Here is a 16,138-nt window from a genome sequence, read left to right on the forward strand (position 1 = left end):
AAGGGAGCATTCCCTTCTATTTTTCTTATTTTTCTGTTTTGTGGAGGAATAGCGGAGATGAAATACAAAAGCGTCTTTGATATCATTGGCCCGGTGATGGTAGGGCCGTCAAGTTCACATACGGCCGGGGCGGTGCGCATCGGTTTAGTCGCGCGCAAGTTGTTTGGCCGAAAGCCGACGTGGGCGCGCATTTCGTTTTACGGTTCATTTGCCGAAACGTATCGGGGCATGGCACCGATGTTGCCATTGTCGCCGGGTTGCTTGGGTTTGACACGTTCGATGAACGTCTTCCGAGTGCGCTTGAGATCGCCCAAGCGGAAGGTGTGGATGTGTCGTTTTCCGCTGAGGAGGCGGTTCCGCATCATCCGAATACGGCACGCCTGCGGATTGGCGATGATGAAGGCGAGCTTGAGCTCGTCGGCATTTCGATCGGCGGCGGCAAAATCGAAATCGTCGAATTGAATGGGTTTGCCTTGAAGCTATCCAGCGCTGCTCATTATGCATAACGACCGGTACGGGACAATTGGAGCGGTGGCTTCCGTGTTGGCGAAGTGGAAGATCAACATCGGCCACATGGAAGTGTCGCGCAAGGAGAAAGGGAAAGAGGCGCTCATGGCGATCGAAGTCGACCAGCCGTTGACCGATGATCTGATTCAAGAATTAGAGCAGCTGCCGAACATCATTCAAGTGGCGAAGCTTGTGGATTAAAAAGAAATCGGTTTCAGATGCACCATGATAGAGAGAGGATAGGTGGGAAATGATATGTTTCGCAATGTAGCTGAACTCGTGGAGATGGCAGAAAAGGACAACATCAAAATCGCTGAAGTGATGATTCGCCAAGAAGTGGAGGTAAGCGGAAGAAGTCGAGAAGAGGTGATCGCGCAAATGGATCACCATTTGTCGGTCATGGAGCGCGCCGTCGAGAGGGGACTCGAAGGGGTTGTGTCCCGCTCCGGGCTGACGGGCGGCGATGCGGTGCGGATGCAGTGTTATATTGAGGGCGGCCGTTTTTTGTCTGGGGAGACGATTTTGGACGCCGTCAGCAAAGCCATGGCGACGAACGAAGTGAACGCGGCGATGGGCGTTATTTGCGCCACCCCGACGGCAGGGGCGGCCGGCGTCGTTCCAGGGACGTTGTTTGCCGTGAAAGAGAAGCTGCGGCCGACAAGGATGGAAATGATCGAGTTTTTGTTTACAGCCGGGGCGTTTGGCTACGTCGTCGCGAACAACGCCTCGATTTCCGGCGCCGCCGGCGGCTGTCAGGCCGAGGTCGGGTCGGCGGCCGGCATGGCGGCCGCGGCGTTGGTGGAGCTGGCCGGTGGGACGCCGAGCCAAGCGGCCGAAGCGATGGCCATCGCCCTAAAAAATATGTTGGGATTAGTATGCGACCCGGTTGCTGGCCTGGTCGAAGTGCCGTGCGTCAAGCGGAACGCGATGGGGGCGGCGAACGCCATGATCGCTGCGGATATGGCGCTAGCCGGCATTAAAAGCCGCATCCCGTGCGATGAAGTGATTGAAGCGATGTATCGCATCGGTGCAGCCATGCCGGTGGCGCTCAAAGAAACGGCGCAAGGGGGGTGGCCGCGACGCCGACTGGCCGCGCCATTGCGGCTCGCATTTTCGGCGCTTCTGCGGCATCGAAGTGAACGAAGCGATGCAGCAGCCGGTGACGGCGGTCAAAGGCATCGGTGAAGAGACGGCGGCCGCGCTTGCCGACATCGGCATCGCGACGGTCGGTGAGCTGCTTGCGTACGCCCCGTACCGCTATGATGATTACGAACAAAAAGATTTGGCCGTCGTCCGCCATGAAGAAAAAGTGACAGTGGAAGGAAAAGTATACAGCGCCCCGCTGTTGACGTATTACGGAAAGAAAAAATCGCGCCTTTCCTTCCGCATGCTGGCCGATCGCTACTTGATCACCGTTGTTTGTTTCAACCGTCCCTATTTGAAGGAAAAAATCGCCCTGAACGAGACGGTGACGGTGATCGGCAAATGGGACCGGCATCGGCAAACGATCAACGCCTACGAACTTCGGTTCGGACCAGCTCCGGAGACCACCGGCATCGAGCCGGTTTACTCCGTTCGCAGCCCGCTGACGGTGAAAACGATGCGCCGGTTGATGAAAGCGGCGTTCGAACAGTTTGGCGAGCACATCCCCGACCCGCTGCCGCCCGCTTTGCGCCGTGCTTATCGCCTTGTCGACAAACAAGAAGCGCTCCGCGCCCTTCATTTTCCGCGCACGCGCGAAGAGTTGCATCAGGCGCGGCGCCGGCTCATCTATGAGGAGTTTTTGTTGTACCAGCTGAAAATGCAGGCGCTCCGTCGATTGATGCGCGATGAGCGGCGCGGCGTCGTTCATTCGTTTTCTGAAGAGCGGCTTTCGTCCTTTCTTTCCGGATTGCCGTTTGTCTTGACGAACGCCCAGCGCCGCGTCATCGGCGAAATTTTGGCGGACATGCGCTCGCCGCGGCAAATGAACCGGCTTTTGCAAGGCGACGTCGGTTCTGGCAAGACGGTCGTTGCCGCTGTCGCTCTTTACGCCGCCGCTTTGTCCGGATTTCAAGGAGCGCTGATGGTGCCGACCGAAATTCTGGCTGAACAGCACACCCGCTCGCTCGCCGAGCTGTTTGCCGATACGGATGTGACGATTGCGCTCTTGACAAGCTCAGTGAAGGGAAAGCAGCGCAAAGCGGTGCTTGCCGAACTGGAAGAAGGAACAATTGATATCGTCGTAGGCACGCACGCCTTGATTCAAGAAGGAGTGCAGTTTCACAGGCTCGGCCTCGTGATTACGGACGAGCAGCACCGGTTTGGCGTCGAACAGCGCCGCGTTTTGCGTGAGAAAGGGCATGCACCGGATGTATTGATGATGACGGCGACGCCGATTCCGCGCACACTCGCCATTACAGCGTTCGGCGACATGGACGTATCGGTGCTCGATGAAATGCCGGCCGGACGAAAAAAAGTCGAGACGTATTGGGTGAAGCATCATCAGTTCTCCCGCGTGCTCGATTTTATCGAAAAGGAATTGCGCCGTGGTCATCAGGCGTATGTCATCTGTCCGCTCATTGAGGAGTCGGACAAATTGGATGTGCAAAACGCCATCGATGTCCATAGCCAGCTTGTCCATTATTATCGCGGGAAATATGAGATCGGCTTGATGCACGGCCGGCTGTCGGCCGACGAAAAAGAACGCGTCATGCGGGCGTTCAGCGAAAACCGCATCCATGTGCTCGTCTCGACGACGGTCGTTGAAGTCGGCGTGAATGTACCGAATGCGACGGTGATGGTCATTTACGACGCCGAACGGTTTGGCCTCGCCCAGCTCCATCAGCTGCGCGGGCGGGTCGGGCGCGGCGACGCCCAGTCGTACTGCATTTTGATCGCCGACCCGAAATCGGAAGTCGGCAAAGAACGAATGCGCATCATGACGGAAACGGCCGATGGGTTTGTGTTGGCCGAAAAAGATTTGGAGCTGCGCGGTCCGGGCGATTTTTTCGGTACAAAACAAAGCGGGCTCCCGGAATTCCGCTACGGCGATCCAGTGCATGATTACCGCATTTTAGAAGTCGCCCGCCGCGATGCCGCCAAGCTCGTTTCCTCGGCCGCGTTTTGGCGCGATGAGGCGTACGCCGGGCTGCGCGCCGAGCTGGAAGCGTCCGGCCTACTCGACGGGGAAAAGCTAGATTAATAGACAGGGAGGAGGCGGCCGGCGCATTCGCGCCCCGCTGTTTTTTATGGTAATTGATTTTTTGGCCAGTGGAAGCCTATATTTTCATTGCTCGGACGGAGGAGGCAGGAGATGCCTGTCCCACTATTTCGTTTGTGGGCCTCGAGGATGGAGCAGAAAGCCGTTTGGCGAGGGGGCGTCGGATCCACAGCGGCCGACAGCCTGTGGCGCTGTTCATTTTTTGTGCTTGCATTTCGTTTTTTGATATTATATATTACTTTTAGTACCTAGTCATAAAATCGGACGGTGTCACGAATCGATGAGAAAAAGCAAACGCGAACGGCAACGGTTGTTGCAGGAGACGATCCGGGAAAACCCGTTTATCACCGATGAAGAGCTCGCCGAAAAATTTTCGGTCAGCGTGCAGACGATCCGCCTTGATCGGCTTGAGCTGTCGATTCCCGAACTGCGTGAGCGCATCAAGAATGTCGCCCGCCAGTCGTTCGCTGATAAAGTGCGGGCGTTGCCGCTTGAAGAAGTAATCGGCGACATTATTGACATCGAGCCGGATGCGAGCGCCATTTCGATTTTCGATGTGAAAGAGGAGCACGTCTTTCGGCGCACCCGCATCGCCCGCGGCCATCATTTGTTCGCTCAGGCCAACTCGCTTGCCGTCGCTGTCATCCATGATGAACTGGCGCTGACAGCGAAAGCGACCATTCGTTTTGTGCGTCAAGTGAAAGAAGGGGAGCGGGTCGTAGCCAAAGCGAAAGTGACCGGAAAAAACGGCGCACGGGCGCACAATCGTCGAGGTGAACAGCTACGTCGGTCAGGAGCTCGTCTTTTCTGGTACGTTTGAAATGTATCGTTCAAACATAGAGAAAAAGGATGGGACAGCAATGAATATCGCGGTTGATGCCATGGGCGGAGACCATGCCCCGGGCGAAATCGTGCGCGGGGCGCTTATGGCCGCCGCCCATTTTCCTGACATCGAGATTACGCTGATTGGCGATGAAGCGAAAATTCGTCCGCATGTGGCGGGTGAAGAGCGCATTTCGATCATCCACACCGACGAAGTGATCGAAGCAGATGATGAGCCGGTGCGGGCGGTGCGGCGCAAAAAGAACTCGTCGATGGTGCGCATGGCGGAAGAAGTGAAAGAAGGGCGCGCCGAGGCGTGCATTTCCGCCGGCAATACCGGGGCGCTCATGGCAGCCGGACTGTTTGTCGTCGGGCGGGCAGCCGGCATCGACCGCCCGGCGCTCGCCCCGACGCTGCCGACGTTGGATGGGCGCGGCTTTGTCTTTCTGGATGTCGGCGCCAACGTCGATGCAAAGCCGGAACATTTGCAGCAATACGCTTTGATGGGACATGCGTACGCAAAGAACGTGCGCGGCGTCGAAAAACCGCGCATCGGCTTGCTGAACGTCGGAACGGAAGACCAAAAAGGAAACGAAACAACGAAACGGGCGTTTGCCTTGCTCAAGGAAACGAACCTTCATTTCATCGGCAATGTCGAAGCGCGCGATCTGCTGCAAGGAGTGGCTGATGTTGTCGTCGCCGACGGCTTTGCCGGCAATGTTGCGTTAAAAACGATTGAAGGGACGGCGCTGGCGCTCTTTTCCTTGCTCAAGCAGACGCTGACAAGCGGCGTCGCGGCGAAGCTGGCCGCCGCCGTCCTCAAGCCAAAGCTCGCCGGGCTGAAAAAAATGATGGACTACTCGGAGTATGGCGGCGCGGCGCTGTTTGGCTTAAATGCTCCGGTCATTAAAGCGCACGGGTCGTCCGATGCGAACGCCATCTTCCACGCCATCCGCCAGGCACGAGAGATGGTGGTTCATGATGTCATCGGCACGATCAGAGCGGAGCTGGAACGGGCATAATCGGTAAAGGAGGAATCAAAAATGGGGAAAATCGCCTTTTTATTTCCTGGCCAAGGATCGCAGACGGTCGGCATGGCGAAAGACGCTGCCGAGCATGACGCCCGCGCCCGCGCCGTCATCGCGGAGGCTGACGAGCGGCTTGGATTCGCGCTTTCCAAGCTCATGTTCAACGGACCGCAAGAAGAGCTGACGTTGACATATAACGCCCAGCCGGCGCTCTTGACCGCCAGCATCGCCTTGCTCCAGCTTGTCGACGGCGCTGGGCTGAAAGCGGACTATGTCGCTGGCCATAGTTTGGGCGAATATACGGCGCTTGTCGCCGCCGGCGCCATGTCGTTTGCCGATGCCGTCTACGCGGTGCGCCGCCGCGGTGAGCTGATGGATGAAGCGGTGCCGGCCGGTGAAGGGACGATGGCGGCGGTGCTTGGGATGGACGCTGATGCGCTTGAAGCAGTGACAAATGAAATCGCCGCCCAAGGCGATCCGGTCGAGCCGGCCAACTTCAACTGCCCGGGGCAAATTGTCATCTCCGGCTCGAAAGCCGGAGTGGAAAAAGCGGCGCAGCTTTTGAAAGAACGCGGCGCCAAACGCGTCATTCCGCTTGAGGTGAGCGGTCCGTTCCACTCCGCTCTCATGAAGCCGGCGGCAGAAAAACTGAAAGCGGTTCTTGACAGTTTGGTGATTCGTGACGCCGTCATTCCGGTCGTCGCCAATGTGACGGCTGAGCCGGTGACGAAAAAAGAGGACATCGCCCGCCTTCTCATTGAACAACTGTACTCGCCGGTGCGTTGGGAGCAGTCGGTGCGCACGCTTCTTTCGCTTGGCGTCGACACGTTTGTCGAAATCGGTCCGGGAAAAGTGTTGTCCGGCCTTGTGAAAAAAATCGACCGCAACGCCCGCGTTTATGCGGTGAACGATCTTGCTTCCTTCGAAGCGACCGTTGCGGCGCTGAAAGGAGAATAACAAAACAATGCTTGAAGGAAAAATCGCCCTCGTTACCGGGGCGTCGCGCGGCATCGGCCGGGCGGTTGCCTTGGAGCTCGCCCGTCAAGGGGCGAACGTCGTTGTCAACTATGCCGGCAGCGAGGCAAAAGCGAATGAAGTCGTTGAGATGATCCGCTCGCTCGGCCGCGAAGCGATCGCCGTTCAGGCGGACGTCGCCCGGGCGGAGGAGGTGGAGCGCTTGGTGAAAACAGCGCTCGACCAGTTCGGCCGCCTCGACATTTTGGTGAACAACGCCGGCATTACGCGCGACAATTTGCTCATGCGGATGAAAGAAGAAGAATGGGATGCGGTGATTAATACGAACTTAAAAGGGGTATTTCTTTGTACGAAGGCTGTGACACGGCCGATGATGAAGCAGCGCGGCGGCCGGATCATCAACATCGCCTCCGTCGTCGGGGTCATCGGCAACCCTGGGCAGGCGAACTACGTGGCGGCCAAAGCCGGCGTCATCGGATTGACGAAGACGGCCGCGCGCGAACTCGCCAGCCGGAACATCACCGTCAACGCCGTCGCACCGGGATTCATTACAACCGATATGACCGAAGCGCTCAGCGAGGAATTGAAGGGGAAATGTTAAAACAAATTCCGCTCGCCCGTTTCGGCGAGCCGGATGACGTCGCCCGCGTTGTGGCGTTTCTCGCGTCCGACGCCGCCGGCTACATGACCGGCCAGACGCTTCACGTTGATGGCGGCATGGTCATGCCGTAACAAAAGGCGGCTAGTATTTTCCCTGAGAATCGACTATAATCATGAAGGGAGGTGAACGCAATGGCCGATGTATTGGAACGTGTAACGAAAATCATCGTTGACCGGCTGGGGGTTGACGAATCGCAAGTGACGCTCGAGGCGTCGTTTAAGGACGACCTGGGCGCTGACTCGCTCGACATCGTCGAACTCGTCATGGAACTTGAAGACGAATTCAACATGGAAATTTCCGATGAAGAGGCGGAAAAAATCGTCACAGTCGGAGACGCTGTGAACTACATAAAAAGTCGCCTGTAATGCCGCTTTTTTGCAAAGTCCCGTTGCTTCGAACGGGGCTTTCTCTGCTTTTTCAGGGATGCTCGGCGGGTCTTGCGGAAAAAAGCGCACGATTCCCGCTCGCGTAGCGGACCGGAGAACGGATATAATAGAAGAAGACACGGCCATTTTGTTCTGGAACGAAGTCGGAGGGCATTTTTATGTCAAAACAAAAAGATAAAGAGCGCATCCATGAAAAGAGGCGGGCGAAGTTTCAAGAGTTGCAAAAAAAAATCGGCATCACCTTTCGAAACGAAAAGCTGTTGATTCAAGCGTTCACCCATTCATCGTATGTGAATGAGCATCGGCGGCGGCTTCACGAAGACAATGAACGGCTTGAGTTTTTAGGCGATGCCGTGCTGGAGCTGACCGTTTCTCAATATTTATTTCAAAAGTTCCCGCATATGAGCGAGGGGCAATTGACGAAGCTGAGGGCGGCCATCGTCTGCGAGCCGTCGCTTGTGAAATTTGCCAACGCCCTGTCGTTCGGCGAGCTCGTCTTGCTCGGCAAAGGCGAGGAGCTGACCGGCGGGCGGACGCGTCCGGCGCTTTTGGCTGACGTGTTTGAAGCGTTTATCGGCGCCCTTTATTTGGATCAAGGAATGGAGGCGGTCCTCCATTTTTTAGGGCAAACGATCTTTCCCAAAATAGATGAAGGTGCTTTTTCTCATGTGATGGATTTTAAAAGCCAGCTGCAGGAACTCGTGCAGCGCGACGGCAGCGGGACGCTTGAATACACCATTTTGGAAGAAAAAGGACCGGCCCACAACAAAGAGTTCGTCGCCCGCGTGGCGTTAAACGGCCAAGAGCTCGGCATCGGTGTCGGCCGCTCCAAAAAGGAAGCCGAGCAGCATGCGGCACAAATGGCGCTTGAGACGCTGCGGGCTGCCGAGCGGCCATAGAAGGCTGGCGCTTTTACGTCAGTCTTTTTGTATGAACATTTTTTCTCGACGCACTGTGGTGGTATATTGAAAACAGCAGCCTGTCCCGGTCCGCTCCGGCGGGCCGAGATCAAAGCGGAAAGATGGTGAAGCATCGTATCATGTTCCTGAAACGGTTAGATGTGATCGGCTTCAAATCATTCGCCGACCGCGTATCGATTGATTTTGTCCCCGGTGTCACGGCGGTTGTCGGCCCGAACGGAAGCGGCAAAAGCAACATTACCGACGCGATCCGCTGGGTGCTCGGCGAGCAGTCGGCGAAATCGCTGCGCGGGGCAAAAATGGAAGACGTCATTTTCGCCGGCAGCGACTCGCGCAAGCCGCTGAATGTCGCCGAAGTGACGATCACGCTCGACAACGAAGATGGCTTTTTGCCGCTTGAGTATCAAGAGGTGAGCATCACCCGGCGCGTTTACCGCTCCGGGGAAAGCGAGTTTTTCATCAACCGCCAGCCGTGCCGCTTAAAAGATATTGTCGATTTGTTTCTGGACTCCGGGCTTGGCAAGGAGGCGTTTTCGATCATCGGCCAAGGCCGGGTCGAAGAAATTTTAAGCAGCAAGCCGGAAGAGCGGCGTACGATTTTTGAAGAAGCGGCCGGTGTCTTGAAATACAAGCTGCGCAAAAAAAAGGCGGAAACAAAACTTGCGGAAACACAAGACAACTTGCATCGCGTCAACGACATTTTGCATGAGCTCGAACAGCAGCTTGAACCGCTTCGGATGCAGGCGTCAATCGCCAAAGAGTATTTGGAAAAACGCGAGGAGCTCGAGCGGTTTGAAGTGGCGCTTATGGTGCACGACATCGAGGAGCTGCACCGGCAATGGAGCGGACTGAAGGAAGCGCTTGATCGGCACCAGCAAGAGGAAGGAGCGCTGGCGGCGGCGTTGCACAAAATGGAAGCCCATATCGAACAGCTGCGCGACCAAATGGCGGCCATTGACGAGTCGATCGACGGCCTGCAGCAAGTGCTGCTGTTGGCAAGCGAGGAGCTTGAAAAACTCGAAGGCCGGAAGGAAGTGTTAAAAGAGAGGAAAAAAAATGCAGAAAAGCGGAAAGAGCAGCTTGAGGAGACTGCCGCCGCTTTAACGGCGAAACAGCGCCGCCTGGCCGAACGGCTCCGTGCAGAGCGGGCTGAGCTCGCCCGGCTTGAGGGCGCTGCCGCGGCGCTGGAGAAAGAGCTGAAAGAGAAACAAATGTCGCTTTCCGAGTATGAGGTTGATCTTGAGGAGGAGATCGAGCGGCGAAAGGGCGATTATATCGACCTTGTCCACGAACAAGCGGCGTTGAAAAACGAGCGCACGCATGTGGAGCAGGCGATCGGCAAGCTGCAGGCCAAGCGGGCGGCGCTCGACGAAGCGAACCGCCACCATCTTGCTGAACGCGAGCAGATAGAACGAAAACTGGCGGCTTCGCGCGCTGAGCAGTCCCGCCTTGAACAAGCCATCGCTGAGACGAGCGGGAAGCTGGCTCATATGACGGCCGCACTTGCGGCACAAAAGGCGGAGCTCGAACGGAATGAGTCGCTTTTGCAGCAGGCGCGTCAATACCGGCAGCAAACAAAAGCGCGCAAGCAATGGCTGGAAGAGATGCAACACGATTATGCCGGCTTTTTCCAAGGGGTGAAGGAAGTATTAAAAGCGCGCGACCGGCTTCCCGGCATTCATGGCGCAATCGTCGAGCTGATCCGCGTGCCGGACCGCTACGAAACGGCGCTCGAAACGGCGCTCGGCGGCGCGATGCAGCACATCGTCGTCGACAGCGAAGCGGCGGCGCGGCAAGCCATCCACTATTTGAAAACGAACGGCCATGGGCGGGCGACGTTTTTGCCGCTTGACGTCATTCAAACGCGTGCCCTGTCGGAGCGGGAGCGGGCGATGATCAGCGGCCATCCGGCGTTTGTCGGCATCGCAAGCGAGCTGGTCGAGTACGATCGCGCCCACCAGGCGGCGATCGCCCATTTGCTTGGCCACGTCATCGTCACGGCGGACTTAAAAGGAGCCAATGAACTCGCCAAACTCCTTCAGTACCGCTATCGGCTCGTCACCCTTGACGGCGATGTCGTCAGTCCGGGCGGCGCGATGACCGGCGGCGGGGCGGCGAAAAAGACGGCTTCGCTGTTGGGCCGAGCCCGCGAGCTCGAGGCGATGGCTGCCAAATTGCGTGAAATGGATGAAACGATCGCCCGGCTCGAGCGCGATATCGCAGGGAAAGAGCGAGAGCGGGCGGAGCGGGAACGGGAGGCGGCTGCGCTGCAAGAGAAGATGGCGGCGCTGCAGCAGTCGTTGCAGGCGCAAAAAGACGAACAACGCGAACTCGACTGGCAAAAAAAGCGGATCGACGAGCGGCTCGCGCTGTACGATGAAGAAAAAGCGAACGATGAGCGTGAAGCGGCGGAACTCAACCGCCGTCTCGTCGCCGTTGACAGACAGCTTGAGCAGCTTGCCGGAAAGCTGCAAGCGATTGACGACGACATCAGCCGGCTGCAGGCGCAAAAACAGACGGAGCAAACGACAAAAGAAGCGCTGCAAGCCGCGATCACAGAACAAAAAGTCGCTTTGGCCGAGACGAAAGAACGGGTGAAACACGCGCGGCGGACAGTGGAGGAGCTTGAAACGGAATTGGCTGAAACGGCCCGCGAGCTCGAAGCAGCCGAACGGGAGCGCGCCGCCCTTGCCGCCGAAATGAACGCGCCGTCCTGGAACGAGGACGAACTGGAGCAACAGCGGCAGCAAAAGCTAGAAGACAAGCAAAAAACGATTGAACTCATCGCCAGCCGCCGCGAACAGCGGCTTGACTGCCAAGGGCGGCTTGAGCATTTGGAGCGGGAATGGAAAGAAGCGAAGCGCCAGCATAAACAGCTTGTCGATGTGGTCAAAGACGAAGAAGTGAAGTTGAACCGGCTGGACGTTGAGCTTGATAACTTGCTCACCCGGCTTGGCGAAGAGTATGGAATGTCGTTTGAGGCGGCCCGTTTGGCCTATCCGCTTGAAATCGGGGCCGAAGAGGCGCGCAAGCGAGTGAAGCTGATCAAGCGCGCCATCGATGAGCTCGGCACCGTCAATTTAGGAGCGATCGATGAATATGAGCGCGTTTCCGAACGGCACCGTTTTTTGAGCGAGCAAAAAGCCGATTTGGAAGAGGCGAAAGCGACGCTCCATCAAGTGATCGACGAAATGGACGAGGAAATGAAAAAACGGTTTTTTTCAACGTTCGAACAAATCCGCGCTCATTTTGGCGAGGTGTTCCGCGAGCTGTTCGGCGGCGGGCGCGCCGATTTGCGGCTGACCGACCCGAACGACTTGCTTGAGACTGGGATCGACATCGTCGCTCAGCCTCCGGGGAAAAAGCTGCAACATTTAAGCTTGCTTTCCGGCGGCGAACGGGCGCTGACGGCGATCGCCCTCTTGTTTTCGATTTTAAAGGTGCGTCCGGTGCCGTTTTGCGTCCTTGATGAAGTCGAAGCGGCGCTTGATGAAGCGAACGTGCAGCGGTATGCCCAATATTTAAAACGGTTCAGCCGCGATACGCAATTTATCGTCATCACCCACCGGAAAGGGACGATGGAAGAGGCGGACGTGCTGTATGGCGTCACGATGCAAGAATCGGGCGTCTCGAAGCTCGTTTCCGTCCGTTTGGAAGACTCCAAGCAACTCGTGTCGTCATAGAAAGGAGGAGCCTCGATGGGCTTTTTTCAAAAGTTGAAAGAAAAGTGGACAAAACAGGCGGATGCCGTCACGGAAAAGTTTAAGGAAGGGCTGTCGAAAACGCGCGATTCACTCGCCGGGAAAGTGAACGACTTGATCGCCCGCTACCGGAAAGTCGATGAGGAATTTTTCGAAGAGCTGGAGGAAATTTTAATCGCCGCTGACGTCGGCGTCACGACCGTCATGGAACTTGTCGATGAGCTGAAAATGGAAGTGAAGCGCCGCAACATTCAAGACCCGGCGCAAATGCGCGACGTCATCGCCGAAAAGCTCGTTGACATTTACCGCGCCGGCGCCGATGACACAGAACTTTCCGCTTTGAATATACAAGAAGGCGGGCTGACGGTCATTTTGTTCGTCGGTGTCAACGGCGTCGGCAAAACGACAACGATCGGCAAGCTCGCCCATAAGCTGAAATCGGAAGGGAAATCCGTCTTGTTGGCAGCTGGCGACACGTTCCGCGCCGGGGCGATCGAGCAGCTCGAAGCGTGGGGCGAGCGCGTTGGGGTCGACGTCATTAAGCAGGCGGCCGGCTCCGATCCAGCGGCGGTCATGTATGATGCGATTCAAGCGGCGAAAGCGCGCGGCGTTGACGTATTGTTATGCGACACGGCCGGGCGGCTGCAAAATAAAGTGAATTTAATGAAAGAGCTCGAAAAAGTGAAACGCGTCATCAGCCGCGAAATTCCGGGCGCTCCGCATGAAGTATTGCTTGTGTTGGATGCGACGACCGGGCAAAACGCGATGAGCCAAGCCAAGCTGTTTAAAGAAGCGACCGATGTGACCGGCATCGTGTTGACGAAGCTTGACGGCACGGCGAAAGGCGGCATCGTGCTTGCCATTCGCAACGAGATGGCCATCCCGGTGAAACTCGTCGGCCTCGGCGAGAAGATGGACGATTTGCAAGTGTTCGATCCAGAACAGTACGTCTACGGATTGTTTGCTGATTTGCTGGAATCATAAAAAAGTCAACAGAGGGTGCTCCAAAACCAATGGAGCGCCCTTTGTTGTTACGTCCACGGGGTGTAACCGATAAGCCCTTTGTCCGTTCCATCCCTTGACACCTTGCCGAAAAGACGGTACACTACATTTTTGTAAAGGTATTTTACTTAACAATGAGGGGGAGAGTCCGGTGCTGGAAAAAACGATGCGCATGAACTATTTATACGATTTTTACCAAGCGCTGTTGACGCCGAAACAGCGCAACTATATGGCGCTTTACTACTTGGACGACTACTCCCTCGGGGAAATTGCCGAACAATATGAGGTGAGCCGCCAGGCGGTGTACGATAACATCCGGCGTACAGAAGCGATGCTGGAGCAGTATGAAGAGAAGCTCGGGCTGCTGCGAAAATATGAACGGCGGCGGCAGATCATCGAGCGGCTGAAAGACTACATCAGCCGGCGCTACGGCGCTGACGCCGAATTGGCGGCGCTAGTCCGCGAGCTTGACGAACTTGATTAAAAAAGGGGTGGCCGCCATGGCGTTTGAAGGACTGTCTGAACGTTTGCAGCAGGTGATGAACCGCATTCGCGGCAAAGGGAAAGTCACCGAAGCGGATGTCAAAGAGATGATGCGCGAAGTGCGCCTTGCGCTTTTGGAAGCTGACGTCAACTTTAAAGTCGTCAAAGATTTCATCAGACAGGTGAGCGAGCGGGCTGTCGGGCAGGAAGTGATGAAAAGCTTAACGCCGGGCCAGCAAGTGATCAAAATCGTCAAGGAAGAGCTGACGGCGTTAATGGGCGGTGAGCAAAGCCAAATCGCTGTCGCGAAGAAACCGCCGACCGTTGTGATGATGGTCGGGTTGCAAGGGGCCGGGAAAACGACGACCACCGGGAAGCTGGCCAACTTGCTGCGCAAACGGCATAACCGGAAGCCGCTTCTGGTGGCTGCCGACGTTTACCGCCCGGCGGCGATCAAACAGCTTGAGACGCTTGGCAAGCAGCTCGACATGCCTGTCTTTTCGTTAGGCGAGCACGCCAATCCGGTTGAAATTGCGAAACAGGCGCTCGAGCGGGCGAAAGAAGAGCATTATGATTACGTGCTCATCGACACAGCCGGCCGCCTCCACATTGATGAAGCGCTCATGGATGAACTGAAGCAAATGAAAGAAGCGGTCAAGCCGGACGAAATTTTCCTCGTCGTTGACGCCATGACCGGGCAAGATGCCGTCAATGTCGCACAAAGCTTCCATGAGCAGCTCGGCATCACCGGGGTGATTTTGACGAAGCTGGACGGCGACACGCGCGGCGGGGCGGCGCTGTCGATTCGCGCCGTCACCGGAGCGCCGATCAAGTTTGCTGGGATGGGCGAAAAACTTGACGCTTTGGAGCCGTTTCATCCGGAGCGGATGGCGTCCCGCATTTTAGGGATGGGCGATGTCTTGACGCTCATTGAAAAAGCGCAGGCCGCCGTTGATGAGGAGAAGGCGAAAGAGCTCGAACAAAAAATGCGCACGGCCACCTTCACGCTTGACGACTTTTTGGAGCAGCTCGGCCAAGTGCGCAAGCTCGGACCGCTTGACGAACTGATTAAAATGCTGCCGGGCGCCAACAAAATCAAAGGGCTCGCCAACATCCAAGTCGATGAAAAGCAAATCGCCCGCGTTGAGGCGATCATCCGCTCGATGACGAAAGAAGAGAAAACGCATCCGGAAATCATCAACGCTAGCCGCAAAAAGCGGATCGCCAAAGGAAGCGGCACGACGGTGCAGGAAGTGAACCGGCTTTTGAAGCAATTTGACGAGATGAAAAAAATGATGAAAATGATGACGAATATGCCAAAAGGGAAAAAGAAAGGATTCCGTTTTCCATTTATGTAAATGAAGATCTGTTAAGCGAAAAACCTTTACAAACGGAAAAAGAATTGTTAATATACTATCTTGTGTGAACTCTATACGGAGGTGCGTACTGACTATGGCAGTAAAAATTCGTTTAAAACGCATGGGGACAAAGAAAAAACCATTCTATCGCATCGTGGTTGCTGATTCGCGCTCACCGCGCGACGGTCGTTTTATCGAAACGATCGGCACGTACGATCCGGTCGCTGAGCCGGCGCAAGTGAAAATCGATGAGGAATTGGCGCTCAAATGGCTGCAAAACGGCGCCAAACCGTCGGATACGGTGCGCAGCTTGCTGTCGAAGCAAGGCATTTTAGAGAAGTTCCATAACTTGAAATACGGCAAATAAGCGGAATGGCACATGAAGCCGCTCATTGAAACGATCGTCAAGGCGCTTGTCGATCATCCGGAGGCGGTGGCGGTTGAGCGCCGCGAAGAAGAGACGGCCGTCATCTATGAGCTGTCCGTGCATGAAGACGACACTGGCAAAGTGATCGGCAAACAAGGGCGGACGATCCAGGCGATTCGCACGGTCGTTGCCGCCGCCGCGGCCGGATCGCCAAAGCGGGTTGTTGTGCAAGTGAAAGACAAAGGGTGAGGATGTTCCTCTCCCTTTTTTGATATGAGGCCAAAGGGCGCAAAAATGACCCGGGTGCCGTTCATTCCGTGTCAAAAGGGGGAAGAGGATGAAGCTCATTCAAACGGTTGAGGTGCGGCAAATCGTCACCGAACGGAGCAAACAAGAGCTTGCCGCCGCGTTTTTGGCGCGCAAGCAGCAGCTCGAGCGCGAGTGCGACCAGCTTCGTTTTGAACAGAAACGAATGGAGAAAAGCGGAAACTATCCGCCCGCTTTAGTGAAACAATATTTTGCCAAAGAGATCGACGAGCGGATGGAGAAAATGAAACTGCTTGAGTTTCAGCTCGAACAATTACATATGCTACCGTTAGGGAGCGAATTGAAAGAGCGGGAAGTCGAGGCGCTCGTTGAGGTGAACGTCGGCGACCGTTGGGAAGAGGTGACAAAAACGCGCGCCATCATCATTGAAGACGGCGTCGTCAAAGAGATTCGCTAAGA

Annotated in this window: 12 protein-coding genes and 4 pseudogenes; all 16 read left to right on the plus strand. The window is 56.1% G+C overall.

The genetic code is table 11. The features are described from left to right. Nucleotides 1-57 precede the first annotated feature (57 nt). The 16 genes and pseudogenes from sdaAB (at nucleotide 58) to A0V43_RS03135 (ending at nucleotide 16,136) form a co-directional block, all read left to right on the plus strand. A pseudogene (sdaAB, locus tag A0V43_RS03060) lies at nucleotides 58-708 on the plus strand (L-serine ammonia-lyase, iron-sulfur-dependent subunit beta). A 54-nt stretch (nucleotides 709-762) separates the two neighbouring features. Further along, nucleotides 763-1,646 (plus strand): annotated as a pseudogene (gene sdaAA / locus A0V43_RS03065) (L-serine ammonia-lyase, iron-sulfur-dependent, subunit alpha). Then, nucleotides 1,643-3,691 carry an ATP-dependent DNA helicase RecG gene (gene recG, locus A0V43_RS03070; RefSeq protein WP_063192357.1) on the plus strand — a complete coding sequence of 683 codons (2,049 nt, stop codon included), beginning with the start codon at nucleotides 1,643-1,645 and terminating at the stop codon, nucleotides 3,689-3,691. The pseudogene sdaAA and the gene recG overlap by 4 nt, the downstream one beginning before the upstream one ends. 298 nt (nucleotides 3,692-3,989) lie before the next feature. Next, a pseudogene (gene fapR / locus A0V43_RS03075) lies at nucleotides 3,990-4,586 on the plus strand (transcription factor FapR). Further along, the gene (gene plsX, locus A0V43_RS03080; RefSeq protein WP_015374397.1) at nucleotides 4,570-5,553 is read left to right on the plus strand and encodes a phosphate acyltransferase PlsX; all 984 of its coding nucleotides are present in this window, start codon (nucleotides 4,570-4,572) and stop codon (nucleotides 5,551-5,553) included. The pseudogene fapR and the gene plsX overlap by 17 nt, the downstream one beginning before the upstream one ends. Nucleotides 5,554-5,574: 21 nt before the next feature. Continuing rightward, complete coding sequence (fabD, locus tag A0V43_RS03085) at nucleotides 5,575-6,516, plus strand: ACP S-malonyltransferase (protein ID WP_013523379.1); 942 nt, start codon at nucleotides 5,575-5,577, stop codon at nucleotides 6,514-6,516. Nucleotides 6,517-6,523: 7 nt separating this feature from the next. Beyond that, a pseudogene (fabG, locus tag A0V43_RS03090) lies at nucleotides 6,524-7,266 on the plus strand (3-oxoacyl-[acyl-carrier-protein] reductase). Between the two features lie 60 nt (nucleotides 7,267-7,326). Further along, complete coding sequence (locus A0V43_RS03095; RefSeq protein ID WP_011230691.1) at nucleotides 7,327-7,560, plus strand: acyl carrier protein; 234 nt, start codon at nucleotides 7,327-7,329, stop codon at nucleotides 7,558-7,560. Nucleotides 7,561-7,739: 179 nt separating this feature from the next. Beyond that, nucleotides 7,740-8,480 (plus strand): ribonuclease III, encoded by a 741-nt coding sequence (gene rnc, locus A0V43_RS03100; protein ID WP_063192358.1) that lies wholly within the window; start codon nucleotides 7,740-7,742, stop codon nucleotides 8,478-8,480. 140 nt (nucleotides 8,481-8,620) lie between these two features. Further along, complete coding sequence (gene smc / locus A0V43_RS03105) at nucleotides 8,621-12,184, plus strand: chromosome segregation protein SMC (protein WP_063193794.1); 3,564 nt, start codon at nucleotides 8,621-8,623, stop codon at nucleotides 12,182-12,184. 15 nt (nucleotides 12,185-12,199) lie between these two features. Continuing rightward, nucleotides 12,200-13,186 (plus strand): signal recognition particle-docking protein FtsY, encoded by a 987-nt coding sequence (gene ftsY / locus A0V43_RS03110; protein WP_063192359.1) that lies wholly within the window; start codon nucleotides 12,200-12,202, stop codon nucleotides 13,184-13,186. A 169-nt stretch (nucleotides 13,187-13,355) separates the two neighbouring features. Then, nucleotides 13,356-13,688, plus strand: a complete 333-nt coding sequence (locus A0V43_RS03115) for a putative DNA-binding protein (RefSeq protein WP_011230695.1) — start codon at nucleotides 13,356-13,358, stop codon at nucleotides 13,686-13,688. 16 nt (nucleotides 13,689-13,704) lie between these two features. Beyond that, on the plus strand, nucleotides 13,705-15,045 hold the full coding sequence (gene ffh, locus A0V43_RS03120; protein WP_011230696.1) for a signal recognition particle protein: 1,341 nt from the start codon (nucleotides 13,705-13,707) through the stop codon (nucleotides 15,043-15,045). Nucleotides 15,046-15,139: 94 nt separating this feature from the next. Next, on the plus strand, nucleotides 15,140-15,412 hold the full coding sequence (gene rpsP / locus A0V43_RS03125) for a 30S ribosomal protein S16 (RefSeq protein ID WP_011230697.1): 273 nt from the start codon (nucleotides 15,140-15,142) through the stop codon (nucleotides 15,410-15,412). A 12-nt stretch (nucleotides 15,413-15,424) separates the two neighbouring features. Next, nucleotides 15,425-15,661 (plus strand): KH domain-containing protein, encoded by a 237-nt coding sequence (locus A0V43_RS03130; protein WP_011230698.1) that lies wholly within the window; start codon nucleotides 15,425-15,427, stop codon nucleotides 15,659-15,661. A gap of 88 nt (nucleotides 15,662-15,749) precedes the next feature. Next, a complete protein-coding gene (locus tag A0V43_RS03135; RefSeq protein ID WP_011230699.1) occupies nucleotides 15,750-16,136 on the plus strand; it encodes a YlqD family protein in 387 nt (128 codons plus the stop codon). The last annotated feature ends 2 nt before the right edge of the window (nucleotides 16,137-16,138 follow it).

It is taken from the genome of Geobacillus sp. JS12, from assembly GCF_001592395.1.
GTDB lineage: Bacteria > Bacillota > Bacilli > Bacillales > Anoxybacillaceae > Geobacillus > Geobacillus zalihae.

What these genes read in the sequence shown, in the direction of transcription:
- plsX (WP_015374397.1), top strand. Translation starts at nt 4,570, where the DNA reads ATGAATATCGCGGTTGATGCCATGGGCGGAGACCATGCCCCGGGCGAA.
- fabD (WP_013523379.1), top strand. Translation starts at nt 5,575, where the DNA reads ATGGGGAAAATCGCCTTTTTATTTCCTGGCCAAGGATCGCAGACGGTC.
- A0V43_RS03095 (WP_011230691.1), top strand. Translation starts at nt 7,327, where the DNA reads ATGGCCGATGTATTGGAACGTGTAACGAAAATCATCGTTGACCGGCTG.
- rnc (WP_063192358.1), top strand. Translation starts at nt 7,740, where the DNA reads ATGTCAAAACAAAAAGATAAAGAGCGCATCCATGAAAAGAGGCGGGCG.
- smc (WP_063193794.1), top strand. Translation starts at nt 8,621, where the DNA reads ATGTTCCTGAAACGGTTAGATGTGATCGGCTTCAAATCATTCGCCGAC.
- ftsY (WP_063192359.1), top strand. Translation starts at nt 12,200, where the DNA reads ATGGGCTTTTTTCAAAAGTTGAAAGAAAAGTGGACAAAACAGGCGGAT.
- ffh (WP_011230696.1), top strand. Translation starts at nt 13,705, where the DNA reads ATGGCGTTTGAAGGACTGTCTGAACGTTTGCAGCAGGTGATGAACCGC.
- rpsP (WP_011230697.1), top strand. Translation starts at nt 15,140, where the DNA reads ATGGCAGTAAAAATTCGTTTAAAACGCATGGGGACAAAGAAAAAACCA.
- A0V43_RS03130 (WP_011230698.1), top strand. Translation starts at nt 15,425, where the DNA reads ATGAAGCCGCTCATTGAAACGATCGTCAAGGCGCTTGTCGATCATCCG.
- A0V43_RS03135 (WP_011230699.1), top strand. Translation starts at nt 15,750, where the DNA reads ATGAAGCTCATTCAAACGGTTGAGGTGCGGCAAATCGTCACCGAACGG.